General features: G+C 67.1%; 16 protein-coding genes, 1 tRNA gene and 1 pseudogene. All 18 read right to left on the bottom strand.

The genetic code is table 11. The annotated features are described in order from the left end of the window. Positions 1-36: 36 nt before the first annotated feature. Positions 37-1077 (bottom strand): UDP-N-acetylmuramate dehydrogenase, encoded by a 1041-nt coding sequence (murB, locus tag TX83_RS14555; protein WP_064748691.1) that lies wholly within the window; start codon positions 1075-1077, stop codon positions 37-39. Between the two features lie 66 nt (positions 1078-1143). Beyond that, positions 1144-2202, bottom strand: a complete 1059-nt coding sequence (locus tag TX83_RS14550; protein ID WP_064748690.1) for a quinone-dependent dihydroorotate dehydrogenase — start codon at positions 2200-2202, stop codon at positions 1144-1146. 207 nt (positions 2203-2409) lie between these two features. Beyond that, positions 2410-2631, bottom strand: a complete 222-nt coding sequence (locus TX83_RS14545) for a hypothetical protein (protein ID WP_064748689.1) — start codon at positions 2629-2631, stop codon at positions 2410-2412. Positions 2632-2706: 75 nt separating this feature from the next. Continuing rightward, positions 2707-2940 carry a hypothetical protein gene (locus tag TX83_RS22850; RefSeq protein WP_141233516.1) on the bottom strand — a complete coding sequence of 78 codons (234 nt, stop codon included), beginning with the start codon at positions 2938-2940 and terminating at the stop codon, positions 2707-2709. 119 nt (positions 2941-3059) lie between these two features. Beyond that, positions 3060-3350 (bottom strand): DUF4190 domain-containing protein, encoded by a 291-nt coding sequence (locus tag TX83_RS14540; protein WP_064748688.1) that lies wholly within the window; start codon positions 3348-3350, stop codon positions 3060-3062. A 232-nt stretch (positions 3351-3582) separates the two neighbouring features. Next, positions 3583-5115: an L-piperidine-6-carboxylate dehydrogenase gene (amaB, locus tag TX83_RS14535; protein ID WP_064748687.1), complete on the bottom strand. Its 1533-nt coding sequence runs from the start codon at positions 5113-5115 to the stop codon at positions 3583-3585. 279 nt (positions 5116-5394) lie between these two features. Next, complete coding sequence (locus tag TX83_RS14530; protein WP_064748686.1) at positions 5395-7503, bottom strand: prealbumin-like fold domain-containing protein; 2109 nt, start codon at positions 7501-7503, stop codon at positions 5395-5397. Positions 7504-7891: 388 nt separating this feature from the next. Further along, a tRNA-Arg gene (locus TX83_RS14525) sits at positions 7892-7968 on the bottom strand. A gap of 57 nt (positions 7969-8025) precedes the next feature. Beyond that, positions 8026-9012 (bottom strand): tyrosine-type recombinase/integrase, encoded by a 987-nt coding sequence (locus TX83_RS14520; RefSeq protein ID WP_064748685.1) that lies wholly within the window; start codon positions 9010-9012, stop codon positions 8026-8028. A 284-nt stretch (positions 9013-9296) separates the two neighbouring features. Further along, the gene (locus TX83_RS23955) at positions 9297-9791 is read right to left on the bottom strand and encodes a hypothetical protein (protein WP_064748684.1); all 495 of its coding nucleotides are present in this window, start codon (positions 9789-9791) and stop codon (positions 9297-9299) included. Positions 9792-9813: 22 nt separating this feature from the next. Beyond that, a pseudogene (locus TX83_RS24245) lies at positions 9814-10191 on the bottom strand (DNA cytosine methyltransferase); the annotation flags it as partial. Between the two features lie 59 nt (positions 10192-10250). After that, positions 10251-10691, bottom strand: a complete 441-nt coding sequence (locus tag TX83_RS14510; RefSeq protein ID WP_064748682.1) for a hypothetical protein — start codon at positions 10689-10691, stop codon at positions 10251-10253. Continuing rightward, entirely contained in the window at positions 10675-11058 is a 384-nt protein-coding gene (locus TX83_RS24240) for an HNH endonuclease signature motif containing protein (RefSeq protein ID WP_428992570.1), read from the bottom strand. The genes TX83_RS14510 and TX83_RS24240 overlap by 17 nt, the downstream gene beginning before the upstream one ends. A 94-nt stretch (positions 11059-11152) precedes the next feature. Further along, entirely contained in the window at positions 11153-11860 is a 708-nt protein-coding gene (locus TX83_RS14500) for a hypothetical protein (RefSeq protein ID WP_064748681.1), read from the bottom strand. Position 11861: 1 nt separating this feature from the next. Continuing rightward, the gene (locus TX83_RS14495; RefSeq protein WP_064748680.1) at positions 11862-12260 is read right to left on the bottom strand and encodes a hypothetical protein; all 399 of its coding nucleotides are present in this window, start codon (positions 12258-12260) and stop codon (positions 11862-11864) included. Then, positions 12253-12645 (bottom strand): hypothetical protein, encoded by a 393-nt coding sequence (locus tag TX83_RS14490; RefSeq protein ID WP_141233515.1) that lies wholly within the window; start codon positions 12643-12645, stop codon positions 12253-12255. Before TX83_RS14490 ends, TX83_RS14495 begins: the two co-directional genes overlap by 8 nt. A gap of 11 nt (positions 12646-12656) precedes the next feature. After that, positions 12657-13118, bottom strand: coding sequence for a hypothetical protein (locus tag TX83_RS14485; RefSeq protein WP_064748678.1), 462 nt, complete (start codon positions 13116-13118; stop codon positions 12657-12659). Between the two features lie 103 nt (positions 13119-13221). Further along, a partial coding sequence (locus tag TX83_RS14480; RefSeq protein WP_186442608.1) for a recombination-associated protein RdgC occupies positions 13222-13801 on the bottom strand: 580 nt, incomplete at its 5' end.

The raw sequence follows: 13801 nt of genomic DNA, 5'->3' as shown, positions 1-13801 counted from the left end.
GGCCGGCCGCACGCAGCGGTTGTGCCGGCGCTGGGCTCACCAGCTCGCGCCGACGACGCGCGGCTCGGGTTCGATGGCGATGCCAAAGCGCGCCTGGACCGAATCGGCGATGCGCCGGGCCAGGTCGAGCAGTTGCCGGCCGCTGGCGCGGCCGTGGTTGACCAGCACCAGGGCATGCGCGGCGGACACGCCGGCGTCGCCGTCGCGATGGCCCTTCCAGCCGCAGGCGTCGATCAGCCAGGCCGCCGACACCTTGCGCGTGCCCGCGTCGCTGCCGCGGAACACCGGCGCCTGCGGATGCCGGGCGAGCAACGCCTCGGCCTGCGCCGTCGGCACGATCGGATTCTTGAAAAAGCTGCCGGCGTTGCCGAGCACGGCCGGGTCGGGCAGCTTGCGCCGGCGGATCGCGATCACCGCTTCGGCGACCGCGCGCGGGGTCGGCGCGGTCACGCCCATCGCCGCCAGCTCGTCGCCGATGCCGGCGTAGTCCAGCCTGAGCTGCGGGCGCCGCGACAGGGCGAACTCGACCGCGACGATCAGATAGCGGTCCGGCGCCTGCTTGAACAGACTGTCGCGATAGCCGAATCGGCACTGCGCGGCGTCGAAGCGGTGCCAGCGCGCGGTGGCCGGTTCGTAGGCTTCGACTGCGTGCACGAACTCGCGCACTTCCACGCCGTAGGCGCCGATGTTCTGGATCGGCGCGGCGCCGACCGTGCCCGGAATCAGGGCCAGGTTCTCGAGCCCGGCATGGCCTTGCTCGAGCATCTGCATGACGAAGCCGTGCCAGGGCACGCCGGCGTCGGCGCGGACGACGGCGCGTTCGCCGTCGTCGTCGAGCGTGCGCACCCGCCGGCCGCTGAGTTCGAGCACGGCGCCGGCAGGATCGCCGGCGAACAGCAGATTGCTGCCGCCGCCGAGCACCAGGGCCAGGCCGTCGCGCAGTTCCGGCAGGGCCAGGGCCTGCGGCAACGCCTCGGCGTCGGCCACATCGATCAGCCAGGGCGCGCGCGCCTCGACGCCGAAACTGTTGCGTTCGCGGAGGGATACGTCGCGCTGCACGCGCACGTTGAGGTTCATGCGCTGGGGCCTGCGGCTACGGCGGCGGAAACCGAATGGGAAAAATCGGACAGGATGGCGGCGCGCTCAGATCGTCGGCGGCATGTTGCCGCGGCTGGGCGCTTCCTTGCGGCGGCGGATCGCTTCGACGCAGTCGTGGACCAGCGCCGGGCCGCGGTAGACCAGGCCCGAATAGCACTGCACCAGGCTGGCGCCGGCGGCCATCTTGGTCACCGCGTCGGCGCCGGACAGGATGCCGCCGACGCCGACCATCGGGATGCTTTCCGGCAGGCGCGTGCGCATCTTGCGTAGCACCGCGGTCGACGGCGCCATCAGCGGCCGGCCCGACAGGCCGCCGGCTTCGTTGGCGTAGGGGCTGCCTTCGACGCCTTCGCGGGCGATGGTGGTGTTGGTGGCGATCACGCCGTCGACCTGCAGCTCGCTGAGCACCCGGCTGGCGGCCTCGATGTCGTCGTCGGACAGGTCCGGGGCGATCTTGACCAGCATCGGCACGCGCCGGCCTTCGCGCGCGCCGAACTTCTCCTGCGCCTCGCGCAGGGTGCCGATCAGGCGGCGCAGCGACTGCTCTTCCTGCAGCTCGCGCAGGCCGGCGGTGTTGGGCGAGGAGATATTGACGGTGATGTAGTCGGCCAGCGGATAGACCCGCTCCAGGCAGTACAGATAATCGTTCTCGGCACGCTCGTTCGGCGTGTCCTTGTTCTTGCCGATGTTGATGCCGAGTAGACCGCGCTTGCGCCGGGCCTTGGACACGTTGCGCACCAGCGTTTCGACGCCTTCGTTGTTGAAGCCCAGGCGGTTGATCACCGCTTGCTGCTCGGCGAGGCGGAACATGCGCGGGCGCGGATTGCCTTCCTGCGGCTTGGGTGTGACCGTGCCGATTTCGACGAAGCCGAAACCCAGCGCCAGCAGCGCGTCGATGTGGGCGCCGTTCTTGTCCAGGCCGGCGGCCAGGCCGACCGGATTGGGGAAGGTCAGGCCGAAGACCTTGGTCGGCAGCGGCTTGGGCACCTTCGCCATCAACGGGTTGAGGCCGGTGCGGTATGCGGTTTCCAGCGCCGTCAGGCCGAGGCCATGGGCTCGTTCGGCATCCAGGCCGAAGAGGAAGGGTCGGGCGAGGCTGTACACGAGGTCGGTGGGGGCGCTCGGGAACGGGGACGACGATTATCGCCGATGCCGCGCCGCGCCGCGACCTCGACGGGGCGTTTGTGGCCGAAAACCGTCACTCGCCGGGGCGGACTGTGACGCGGCGGGGCGCTCCGGCGATCGGTTGCCGCCGGACTGGGGCGGGCGCCGCAAGAACGCGCGCCGCCGACGGCGGCGCGCGCGGTGGGCTTAGGGGTCGGCCGGACAGTCCAGGGGGCTGACGCAGTCGGCGTAACGCAGTTCGCAGGCCTGGGCCTGGCTCGGCGATTCGGCGGTGAGCACGCAATGCTCCCAGACGATGCGGCATTGCCGGCAGCGTTCTTCGTCCGGCGTGGCCGATGCGGCGGCGGCGAAACCGAACGCGGTCAGGGCCAGGATCAGGCGGAAGCGGCGGTTGGATCGGTGGTTCATCCTTGCGTCTCCATGCAGTGGATGCGATGCGGCGACGCGCTTGCTCGGGCGCGGCGCGCGGGTGCGGGCGGGCGCTCAGGGGGCGAGCTGGCAGCCGTAGGCGGTCAGACAGGCGCGGTACTGCATGAAGCAGCTCGGGCGCGCGTCGGGGGTGTAGAGCTGACAGGGTTCGAGCACGTTGGTGCGGCATTCCTCGCAACGGTCGATCGCGGCGAAGGCGGTGACCGATGCGGCGAAACCGAACACGCCGGCGGCGAGCGCGGCGAGTCGGGCAGTGCGGGACCCTCCTTTCGTGGAAACGGCTTTCATCGAAACGTCCTGTTCGTCGCCAGTCCTTCTGGCCCGGCCACGCTAGGCGTCTGCGGCGGGGCGGACAAGCTGCGCCGCAACACCTGCGGCGCGCGGCGGCGCCGCGCGCCGTGAAGCGCTCAGTGGCTGCCGGCCATCGCCGCGATCGCGGCCAGGCCGCCGAAGAACAGCACGATCACCACGATGCTGACGATGGCGATGACCACCGAGGCCCAGCCCAGGATCAGGCCGCCGATGGCGAGGCCGTCGCCGTCGTAGCGGTCGGGTTCGCGGCGGATCTGGCCGCGCGCCATGTGGCCGGTAACGATCGCGCCGAGGCTGCCGAGGATGGGCAGCAGGGTCCAGCCGAGGATGCCGGCGATCAGGCTGATGATGGCCAGGACGTTGGTCTGGCGGACGGGTGTTTGCATCGAACGATCCCTCGTTAGCTTGAAGTTCGTCACAGCATACGACGGGGCGGGAGGGAACGAGAAACCAGGGACATGGGAACGAAGAACGCGCGACGGCGATCCGCCCCCGTTGCGGTCGCGGTCTGCGGGCGAAGGCGCAGGCCCGGTTCGCAGGTTGCATCACAAAACAGGGCGGCCGTCGCCGGCCGCCCTGAAGTCGTCGCGTCGAAGCCGGCCGCAGCCGGCGTGCGGATTACAGATCGAACTTGATGCCCTGCGCCAGCGGCAGCGCATCGGAGTAGTTGATCGTGTTGGTCTGGCGGCGCATGTAGGCGCGCCAGGCGTCGGAACCCGATTCGCGGCCGCCGCCGGTTTCTTTCTCGCCGCCGAAGGCGCCGCCGATTTCGGCGCCGGAGGTGCCGATGTTGACGTTGGCGATGCCGCAGTCCGAGCCGGCGGCCGACAGGAAGGCCTCGGCGGCCTTGAGGTTGGCGGTGAAGATCGACGAAGACAGGCCCTGCGGCACGTCGTTCTGCAGGTCGACGGCTTCGTCGAGCTGCTTGAACTTCATCACGTACAGGATCGGCGCGAAGGTTTCGGTCTGCACCACCTCGGCGTCGTTGCTCAGGCCGGTCACGATCGCCGGCAGGACGAAGTTGCCCTTGCGATCGATGCGCTCGCCGCCGGTCTCGACCTTGCCGCCGGCGGCCTTGGCCTTGGCGATGGCGTCGAGGTAGGCCTGCACGCCGTCCTGGCTGTTGAGCGGACCCATCAGGTTGGCCGGGTCGGTCGGGTCGCCGATCTTCTTCTCGACCTGCTTGTAGGCGGTGACCAGCTTGGCCAGCACCTCGTCGTAGATCGACTCGTGCACGAACAGGCGGCGGGTGGTGGTGCAGCGCTGGCCGGCGGTGCCGACCGCGCCGAACACGATCGCCGGGATCGCCAGCTTCAAATCGGCGGTGGCATCGACGATGATCGCGTTGTTGCCGCCCAGTTCGAGCAGCGAACGGCCCATGCGGCGGGCGACGCGCTCGCCGACGTGGCGGCCGACCTTGGTCGAGCCGGTGAAGCTGACCAGCGCGATGCGCTTGTCGTCGACGAAGTTCGAGGCCAGCTCGGTGCCGGCGTCGTTGAACAGGAAGAACAGGTCGGGGAAGCCGCCGGCGCGCAGGGCGTCGTTGCAGATCTTCATCGAGGCGACCGCCGACAGCGGGGTCTTGGGCGAGGGCTTCCAGATCGAGATGTCGCCGCAGATGGCGGCGATGAACGAGTTCCAGGCCCACACCGCGACCGGGAAGTTGAACGCCGAGATGATGCCGACCAGTCCCAGCGGGTGCCACTGCTCGTACATGCGGTGGCCCGGGCGCTCGGAGTGCATGGTCAGGCCGTACAACTGGCGCGACAGGCCGACCGCGAAGTCGCCGATGTCGATCATCTCCTGCACTTCGCCGTCGCCTTCCGGCTTGGACTTGCCCATTTCCAGCGCGACCAGCGAACCCAGCGCGTCCTTGTGCTTGCGCAAAGCGTCGGCGCACAGGCGGATGGCTTCGCCGCGGCGCGGCGCCGGAGTGGTGCGCCAGACCTTGAACGCGGCCTGGGCGCGCTCGACGATGGTGTCGTAGTCGCGCTGCGAGGAGGCCTGCACGCGCGCCAGCACTTCGCCGTCGGTCGGGTTGATCGGCTCGAGCACGCCGGCGTCGGCGGTCGTGGCCCACTCGCCATGGCCGAGGTAGGTGCCGGACTCGTTGTCTTTGAGTCCCAGGGCGGCGAGAACGGGGTGGGTCATACCGGAAGCTCCATATGGTGCCGCGCCGGGGGCGCGGCGAAACGGGAAGGGCGCCCACGAGGGCGGGGCGACGCGCTGGGCGGCACCGGAATGCGCGGCCCCGATGCGTTTCGAACGCACTGCAATCCGCTGCCTGGAGATTCCACGCGAACGGAGGCGCTGCCCGACCGCTGCCGGGGCCATCCGCGGAATTGTAGCCGTTGGGCCGCCGCAGTGCTTACCGGCGCGGTTTCGCCGCGGGCGGTGCGACCTGCGATCGCGGCGGCGCGGACGGGGCCGTCACTGGACGGTGCAGGTCAGGGTCACGGTCACGCGATTGTCGGGAGGCGCGGCCGCCAGCGTCGCCAGGGTCACGCCGGTGTCCAACTGCGCCAAGGGCAGATTCGCCGCGGGACATCCCGCTCCCGAACACGGGGCAGGCCCCGGGCAATTCAAGCCAGTACGGCTGGCTGCAGGGTCGCGCAACACGGCGCCCGTCACCGCGTCCGGCCCGTTGTTGGTGACGACGATCGTATAAGTGGTCGTCGCCCCCCGGGCCAGGGTGTCGTTGGCCTGGTCGATATCGCCGTTCACGCCGGGGGTGTTGGTCTTGGTGATGCTCAGATCGGCCAGCGGAAGGCGGGTGTTGACCAGGGTGCAAGTCAGGTCGTCGCCGGCCACCGGGGTGATGCTGAAACTGGCGCCGTTGCCGCTGGGCGTTTGGCCGCCGGCGAAGGCATTGCTGCAGTTCCAGGTAACCGTGTAGTTGCCGAGGTTGGCGCCCGCGGCCGCGGTTTCGGACAGCGTGTACGCGGCTGCGATGGTGGCGGGATCGACGATCACCGAACCGGTCGCGGTGGTGCCGCTGCCGGTGGTGGTTACCGGCGCCGGTGCGCCGGGGCCGACGACGCTCAGCGCGAATTGGTCGGCCGCGACGAAGCGTCCGAGCGGCAACGATTTCTGCAGGCGGAGGATGGGGCGCTTGGTGTTGGTGTACGTGCAGGTCGTGGCGGTCGTGCTGTTCGAAATCGTCAGCTGACGCCCGGTCGCGCCGGACGCCAGCGTCGAACCGCCGCTGCAGGCGACGGCGGTGAGGTAATTCGCCTGGTTGCCGTTGGAGAAGGTTTCCGCGGGCAGGGTCAGGACATCGCCGGCATACACCGTCACCGCTGCGCCGAGATCGGTCTCGTTGGCGGTGTTCGCTGTCGAAGCCAGCGTCGGATTGTTGGTGCCGCCGGTCGTGGTCACCGAAATCGCGTGGTTGACCGTGGCGTTCTGCCAGGTCTTGGCCAGGTTGATCTGCTGTGCGATGCGGGTATTGGTGAAGGTGCAGACCACGCCCGAATCGGTCGGCATGCTGAAACTGCCGTTGGCGCCGGTGCCGCTGGCGACGAGGCTGTTGTTGGAGACGCGCCGGCATTCCCAGGCGATGGTGTAGTTGGCGGCGCTGCCGGTGGCGAAGGTCTCGCTGAGCGTGACGGTCTGGCCGGGCAGGCCGTTGGCCGTGGCCGCGGTGGTGGTCGACGGCGGGGTCGACGTGCCGGGCGTCGGGTTTTCCGCGCCGGCGCCGGCGAGGGTCAGATTGACCGTATCGCCGCTCTTGCCGTTGACCCAGGTCTTTCTCAGGGTGACCGGCAGGTTGGGCACGTTGGCCGAGCCGAAGCCCACGCCCAAGGTATCGGTGGCCAAGCCGTTGGCGGTCAACACCAAGCGGTCGAACGTGGTGTTGTTGGTGTTGATGAACACCAGCGTGTCGGGGAAGTTGCCGCCTGTCGCGGATGGGAACGACGACAGGGTGTAAGTGGCGGTGGCCGCGTTCCAGGTGTAGTTCGTGGGCGTGCCGGTAGGCGGATACGGGTCGACCACGGTCACCGTCCAGGTGCTGGTGTCGATCGCGGCGCCTTGGTAGAAGGCGTCGAAGTTGTACGTGAACGGGCCGGTCAGCCCCGCGTCGCCCGAGCCCGGATCGAACAGCGAGATGATCGTGTTGTCGGGCGAGCTGACGACGCCGTTGAACTTGAAATCGATGACGGTCGTGGAAAAGGCGCCGGCGGGCGCGTCGTCCGGTGCGCGCGGGAACTCGCCGTCGAATCCGAAATGGAATATCCCGGTGACGCCGCCGACGGAATTAGCGTAAGGATCGGAGTAGGCCGGGGCGCCGAAGCCGCTGGCGATGATGGTGCTTTGGTGGTTCTCGGTGAACCCGTACACCTGTCCGGCGCCCGTACGGGTCATGTCGACCGTGCCGGTGATGGAGCTTCCACCGGGCGCCCACAGCCAGGTTCGCGTGGCGGTCTGGCCGCTGTTCAAGATTCCGGGGTTGCCGCCGGAGAGCGTCACCCAGTTGGTCTGGGCTTCGGCGCTCGGCGCGAATGCCAGGATCGAACCGGCCGTCAGCAGCCCGGCCAAAAACTGTCGAAACCGCCGGTCGAGCCGCAGCGGATGCAGTAGCAACGCGATCGCGCCCGACCCAGTCCGGCCACAGAGCAAGCTACGCATGTAAATCCCCCGAAACCGCCTGAAGTTCAGTACAGCGGTCTTTCGCCCCGGCGTATGGACGCAAGTGTTGCCGCTTGCGCGCCTTGAATAGAGATTTATGTCACATTTTGCAATGTCACATTTATGCCGTATTAAGCCACTGTGCGAGCGGTCGCAATCAGGCGAGCGCTCGCCTGACCCGAGCTGGGACGAGACAAGAGGGCATCGGATGGCAGAGGCGATCGATCCGCTTCGCGGCCCGGCGCGGGCGCAAGCCGGCGGAGGGACGTGGCGCGCTGCGGCGGCCTTTTCGATAGTTTGGCGACCCCGACACGATTCGAACGTGTGACCTTCCCCTTAGGAGGGGGATGCTCTATCCAGCTGAGCTACGGGGCCGGCGTTTTAAATCAATCACTTATGCCGGCAACCCCAAATTGCTGTGCTAGCCGTGTGCTAGAACTTCAGCTTATCCACAGCACCCTTGGCCCCCTCAGGCGCCAGATGGGCGTACATCTCCGTGGTCTTGTAGTCGGCGTGGCCGGCCAGCAATTGTACCCGCCGCAGCGGCACCCCGGCCATGACCAGGTGGGCGCAGAAGGTATGCCGCAACCGGTGCAGGCTGCCACCTAGCTTCAGTGCCTTGGCATCCGCCGCGAACCAGTCCGACAGGGTATCGGGGTGGCAATCGGCGATCCGGTCGGGGAGCGCCTTCAGCGCCTCCAGCGCCCTCGCATTGAGCGGGACCTCCCGCCACTTCCCCGACTTTGTCCGTCCCTCGCCAGTCTCGTCCGGAGTCGACTCGATCCGCAGGCGCCACTGCTTGCCGACTCGTACCACGTCTCGACTCCGCTGGACCTTCACGGCCTCGCCGCGTCGCATGCCGGTACAGGCCAGGAGCATCCACAGCGGACCGCGCTCGGCCTTCCGGTAGAGCGTTCTGACCTGGGCTGCGGTGTAGAACTTGACCGCAACCGATCGGGCGCCCCGGGGGGCGGATACCTTGGCGAACGGGTTGCAGTCGATCTCGTCCCACTGGAGGCCACAGTTTAGGGCCGCCCGAAATCGCCGCAGCTCTTTTCCGACCGTCTCCCGCGCCCGAACCTTCAGCCGCTCGGACTTCCACTGCTCGATCTCGGTCGGCCGGATGGAATCGATCTGCCGATGGCCGAAGCGCTCCAGTAGTTGCTTGATCTCGGATCGGAACTTCGCCTGCGTCGTAGGGTGCGAGGCGACGTACCACTCCGTGTAAGCCGTCATGAAATCGCGAAGCGTCGGCAGCTTCGCGATGATCCGCACGCCGTGCGCTAGCTCGGCTTCTTTCGCGGAACGAATTTTCTCAGCCTCACTGGCTGCAATCGATCCGAGAGACCTCCGGTACTGACGGCCGCCCTCGCTCCAGCTGAGCTGCCAGGATTTGCCGCGTTGCTTGAGGTTTGCCATGCCGGTGAGTTGCGAATTGCTTCGTTGAGTTCGATTCGGGAATACAACTTCTTGCCGAGGAAACGTTTGGGCTCGATCCCCAGCGCCTTGTAGCCTTCGCGCAGCGTCGAGACGCAGACTCCGCAATAGGCCGCAGCCTCGGGCTCGGTGAACCAGTCTTTGCCTTCCAGGTGAAGGCGCTCAGCCGCTCCCATCACCGTCCTCCTTCGTGTCTCTGTACGGCCCGACGACCTCGTCGCCGGGTGGGCTGGTCAAGTGAACAGCGGTGTCCAGGTAGGCCCCGATCACCTCGACCGCGACCTGCGGGACGATGGCATTGCCGTAGGCGCGCAGGCGTCCCACTCGGGCGGGAACCCCATGAGCCAGCAGACGAATTGAGGGTTCAACGCGCCGGGCTTTTCCGTCGTGACCGATGAGCCATTCGGCCCCAGCCCAAGCGCTTGCCCTACCGTTTGCGGAAGCGGCTTGCCGGTGTCCTGCGGCCGGGTCGTCAGCCCTCTGGCGCCATCCACCGCCGTCGCCGTGGGCCACATCGCCAGCGCGTGCGCGCGGATCAAGACCAAGCCCGCCGAGTTCCCCGCCTCGTTGTTGCCGTCCTTCGCCGGCGCCAGGCTGGTAGGCGTGGCCCACATCGCGAGCGCGATCTGCATCGGCAGCGTCTTGCCCTTCGGGTCGGCCGCCCACTTCGCGTAGAACTCCGCGCTCGCGCTCTCGCTGCGCCAGTCCCGCGCCGCGGCCGTCGGCCACAAACCACAGGCGATCCCGTCGGTGGGGCGCATCGACGGCACAAGCCGGGACAACGACGCCCCGGCAGGCGTAGCCGACCCCTTCCAGGTCAGCGCGCACTCCGTCGAACCAGTTCTTGCCAACCGCCGCCGCAACCTGCTCTCCCATGAGGACAGCGGGCCGTCGGGCGCGGGCGAGTCGAAAAAGGTGGGGCCACAGGTGCCGATCGTCAGCCTGCGCTTTGCCTTGGCCTGCGACCGAGAACGGCTGGCACGGCGCGGAGCCTGTCCAGAGTTCGCGGTCGTCGGGCCAGCCGGCAGCTCGAGCGGCCAGGGCCCATCCGCCGATACCGGCGAAAAAATGACATTGCCGAAACTGTCGGAGGTCAGCGGCCTCCACGTCGACGATTGATCGCTCATCCACTTCTCCCGCCGGGATCAGGCCGGCAGCCATGAGGTTGCGCAGCCACTGCGCGGCGTAGGGGTCGAACTCGTTGTAGTAGGCCCAGGCGCTCACTCCCCACCCCCGCCCGCGGCCCGCGCGGCGTCGATTGCGGCGTCAAAGTCTCGATTGCTCAGGTGAAGCAACATGGACGGGTCTTTCCGCAGCCACCGATACCGCGCCGCATCCTCCCGGTCCCGCGCCGCGTCCTGGTGCTGGGGCGGGGTGGCCGCGAGGCGCAAGCACAGGTCACGATAGCGAGCCGACACTTGGTGCGGATTCCACTTCGGGTCGCACAGCAAAGCGCGCTCGGCGAAATGCTTCGCCATATCGCGCAGGTCCTTAACGTCTTGCCCCTGCGCGCCCTCCGGCGCTGCTGCGTCGATCTCGCGGGCGCGGTCGAGCAAGTTCTCGTAGTCGAGGTTGAGAAAGTACGGGCCGTCGTTCTTGTCCCAGTTCTCTTTTGCGTCCCAGAACGCCTGCGCGATCGCGCGATCACTCGGCTTGTCCATTTTGCCTCCATGTCTTGCCGTTGCGGGCGTACTGAACGGTCCTTCGGCTAACATCAAATTGCCTCATTAGCACTGAGGTAGATAAGCCAGAAGATCGGATGTGTCGGACTGCATCAGCGGTTAGGCGACGGCGGCCATTCAGCCGTCCACCTAGGGACGCTTGTCGCCCCTTCTTAACCATGTCTCGCATGTTGTGGCGATGTGTGCCTAGAAACAGGTGGCCTGGATTGACGCAGGAACGCGTGTCGCACCTGTGGCAAACCATCAAGCCCTTGGCAATCGTGCCGTTATGCATCAGATAGAAAAGCCGATGCGCAAGAATCACAACGCCACGGTGCTCAGCTCGGCCATAGCCGTTTCGATACATTCCACCGGTCCAGATCCAACAACCCGCCTCAGGGACTGGGATGTAGTTGTCAGCGGCCGGTGACGCCATGAAGTGAAGGGCCAACGAGGTGCGCTCAGCCATTCCCGCCGCCCTCCCGGCCCAGGGCTGCGGTGAGGGCAAAGACGGGTGTGCCTGGCGGGTAGTCGTCGGGGTCTTCGACGGTCCAGCCAAGCATCCACTCGCCGTTGCGATACTTGTCAACGAAGACCTCGCCGACCTGCACATACTGGCGCGCCTCATCGACCCCCACCGCCGGCGCAGCGACTTTCGACGCGCATTCGGCCAGATGTTCAAAGCAACGGCGAAGCTCGTTCCAATCCACGCAATTACGAAGTGGGCCGCCCTCGCACTCGAAATCCATCACTTCGATGTGCTCGAACAGCGCTCGCCCATTCTCGATTGCCCCGGCCGGCGCAGCCCCTTCCTCAGCCTCCATGATCTCGCGCAGCGTCATCGGCCGGCCGCCGTGGCTGTGCTCAGGTGTCATCGGCTTCGCAGTGGGGGCCGCTGCGATCATGGCGCAGTAGATGGCTTCGGCGGCAGTGGTCGTGATGCCGAGCTGGCCGGCGATCTTTTGCTCCCACGTCGGCTCCCTCGGCACCACCACGAACCCCTCCGCCACCCCATCGCCGGCAGAGAGCAGCGCCGCTACCCTGGTAAGGGCGTCCCATTGCACTGCGTCTTCGGGGTAAAGCCGGCTATCCGGACGAATTGCGCCAAGGTGCGAACGCGCGGCCTCCACAGCATCCACCAGCGCCCGCAAGGTCTCGGTGTTGGTCATGTCAGCCTTCCCACGCCGAAACGTCTTCGGCAGTGACGATGTACTTTCGTACGTTCCGAACAAGCCAGAAATGAACTCGCATGTTCTTGTTTGCCCATTCCGACAGGAATGCGTTCAGCTCGGCTTTTGCCTCCGGCGTGACGTCGTTTCCAAAGCCCTCGGAGTGCTCTCCGGCATGGTCGTAGGCATTGTCGGCAGCGCAATCAATGATCTGGTCGGCCGTCGGTACGAAACTGGAAGCGGCCTGCTGCTCGGTTTCTCCGTAGTAGATGACTTGGCCGACAGCCAGCCGGCCATCGCTTTCGAGCGCATCCAGCGCCTCGCCGAAGCTGCCAAGGTCGAATCGCTCCTCGTCGATGGACCACGCGTAATCTTCTGATCTTGGGTCGTTGTTAGCCATTGCTCTCCCCTTGCGCGTTGATCTGGTCGTTAAGGACGGCGCGGAGGGCATCGGCCGTTCCGGTGTTGAAGTAGTGCTCAGCGGCTTCAATGAAGTCGTCGAGCGTGGCCTCGGCCGCTTCGGCGCGGGTACGTTCTTCGACAAGCTGCGCCTTCACAGCAGCCCAGTCGCGCAAGTTGGTATCTGCCTGCTCAGACAAGGTGTCACGCCATAGCCGCAACCTCTCGACCTCCTCGCGGAGCTTGTCGTAGTCGGTGGCGGTGTAGAGCGGAGTCGTGCAGTGGTTGTCAGGGCCACCGATACGGATGCGCCAGGCCTCGCCTTTGGCGTCGATCTCTGCGTGCGCAACCGGCCGCGCGGCGTCGTTCGGGGTGTCGTTGCTCATAGTCATTCTCGTTATGCCGCCTGGAGGTGGACGGGCGTGATGTCGGCCACCATCGCCCGTACGTTGTCGCGGCCGTTGTCGCGGCCGTTGTGGGTGCAGACCTCGATGCCGCAGGCCAGGTGCAGGAGTTCGTGGATCAGCGCGTCGTCCTGAAGGCTGCGCAGGGCCAGCTCGGGATCGCCGCGAAGGCTGATCAGGTAGGCGCAGGCATGGGCGCATTCGGCCCAGCGCTGTTCGTCGAACAGCTGCAGCGGCGAGGGGCCGTCGTAGCCGAGCGTGAACTTCCGACCCGCCGCCGTGCGGTAGTAACCCGTCGGCAGCGGCTTCGGCTGCAGCAAGCCGACCACCTTCGCCAGCTGGATCGTCAGCTGCGTGTAGCGGTGCATCTCGGCCCGCTGGCCGCGCTTCTGCGCCAGCAGCGCGAAGTGCGTCAGCATGTTGGCGAGGTCGGCTATTTCGGTCGGGAGACTCATGGCTGCGCCTGGAATAGGGGCCCGTCCGCGGCCGGGCAGTGGAACAGGGCCAGCGCCAGGGGGTAGCGCTGGGGCGCCGCGGCGCCGGGGGTGTGGCGATGGGTCAGGGTTCAACCCGCGAGACCCTGAACGCATCTTCGATGACGTCGAACAGTTCGCTGACCTCGCCGCTCAGGAGCGCAAAGCGGGCGTCCAGCTCGGCGCGCAGGTCTTCGCGCGTCTGGCCGTCGTGTAGTTTTTCCAGTGCGCCGTCGAGCAGCTTGAACTTGCGCACGACCAAGTCCTCGCCGAGGATGAACGAGACGCGGTCGGCGTAGATCAGGGCCAGTCGGGTGACCTGCTTGCCGGTCTCGAGATGCTTGGCGATCTCATCGCTTTCCAGTTCCTGGCACTGGCACTTGACCACCGCGCCCTGGTCGACCGGGTCGCGCAACTCGCATTCGTCGCCGAGGCTGAGCCCTTCGGGCATCTCTTCGCCTGCGACCCAGCCGGTCAGCACCGAACGCGGCGCGATTTCTGTATTGACCGGCAGCGCCGGGAAGCTACCGATCGCGCGGCGGATCTCGCTGATCACGGCTTCACCCGCCTTTCGGCTGGACGTGTCGACTATGACCAGGCCATGCCTGAGGTCGATCATCGCGTCGGTGCGGCTGGGCTTGACGAAGGCGCGCGGCAGCAGATCG

It is taken from the genome of Lysobacter antibioticus HS124, from assembly GCF_000336385.2.
GTDB classification, from domain to species: domain Bacteria; phylum Pseudomonadota; class Gammaproteobacteria; order Xanthomonadales; family Xanthomonadaceae; genus Lysobacter; species Lysobacter firmicutimachus.
The sequence above is the reverse complement of the archived record's forward strand: the minus strand, read 5'-3'. Positions and strand labels throughout refer to the sequence as shown.

Excerpts from the sequence above, each read along its gene's own strand:
- murB (WP_064748691.1), bottom strand. The coding sequence starts at position 1,077 with ATGAACCTCAACGTGCGCGTGCAGCGCGACGTATCCCTCCGCGAACGC.
- TX83_RS14545 (WP_064748689.1), bottom strand. The coding sequence starts at position 2,631 with ATGAACCACCGATCCAACCGCCGCTTCCGCCTGATCCTGGCCCTGACC.
- TX83_RS22850 (WP_141233516.1), bottom strand. The coding sequence starts at position 2,940 with ATGAAAGCCGTTTCCACGAAAGGAGGGTCCCGCACTGCCCGACTCGCC.
- TX83_RS14540 (WP_064748688.1), bottom strand. The coding sequence starts at position 3,350 with ATGCAAACACCCGTCCGCCAGACCAACGTCCTGGCCATCATCAGCCTG.
- amaB (WP_064748687.1), bottom strand. The coding sequence starts at position 5,115 with ATGACCCACCCCGTTCTCGCCGCCCTGGGACTCAAAGACAACGAGTCC.
- TX83_RS14520 (WP_064748685.1), bottom strand. The coding sequence starts at position 9,012 with ATGGCAAACCTCAAGCAACGCGGCAAATCCTGGCAGCTCAGCTGGAGC.
- TX83_RS23955 (WP_064748684.1), bottom strand. The coding sequence starts at position 9,791 with ATGCGCCCCACCGACGGGATCGCCTGTGGTTTGTGGCCGACGGCCGCG.
- TX83_RS14510 (WP_064748682.1), bottom strand. The coding sequence starts at position 10,691 with ATGGACAAGCCGAGTGATCGCGCGATCGCGCAGGCGTTCTGGGACGCA.
- TX83_RS24240 (WP_428992570.1), bottom strand. The coding sequence starts at position 11,058 with ATGTATCGAAACGGCTATGGCCGAGCTGAGCACCGTGGCGTTGTGATT.
- TX83_RS14500 (WP_064748681.1), bottom strand. The coding sequence starts at position 11,860 with ATGACCAACACCGAGACCTTGCGGGCGCTGGTGGATGCTGTGGAGGCC.
- TX83_RS14495 (WP_064748680.1), bottom strand. The coding sequence starts at position 12,260 with ATGGCTAACAACGACCCAAGATCAGAAGATTACGCGTGGTCCATCGAC.
- TX83_RS14490 (WP_141233515.1), bottom strand. The coding sequence starts at position 12,645 with ATGAGCAACGACACCCCGAACGACGCCGCGCGGCCGGTTGCGCACGCA.
- TX83_RS14485 (WP_064748678.1), bottom strand. The coding sequence starts at position 13,118 with ATGAGTCTCCCGACCGAAATAGCCGACCTCGCCAACATGCTGACGCAC.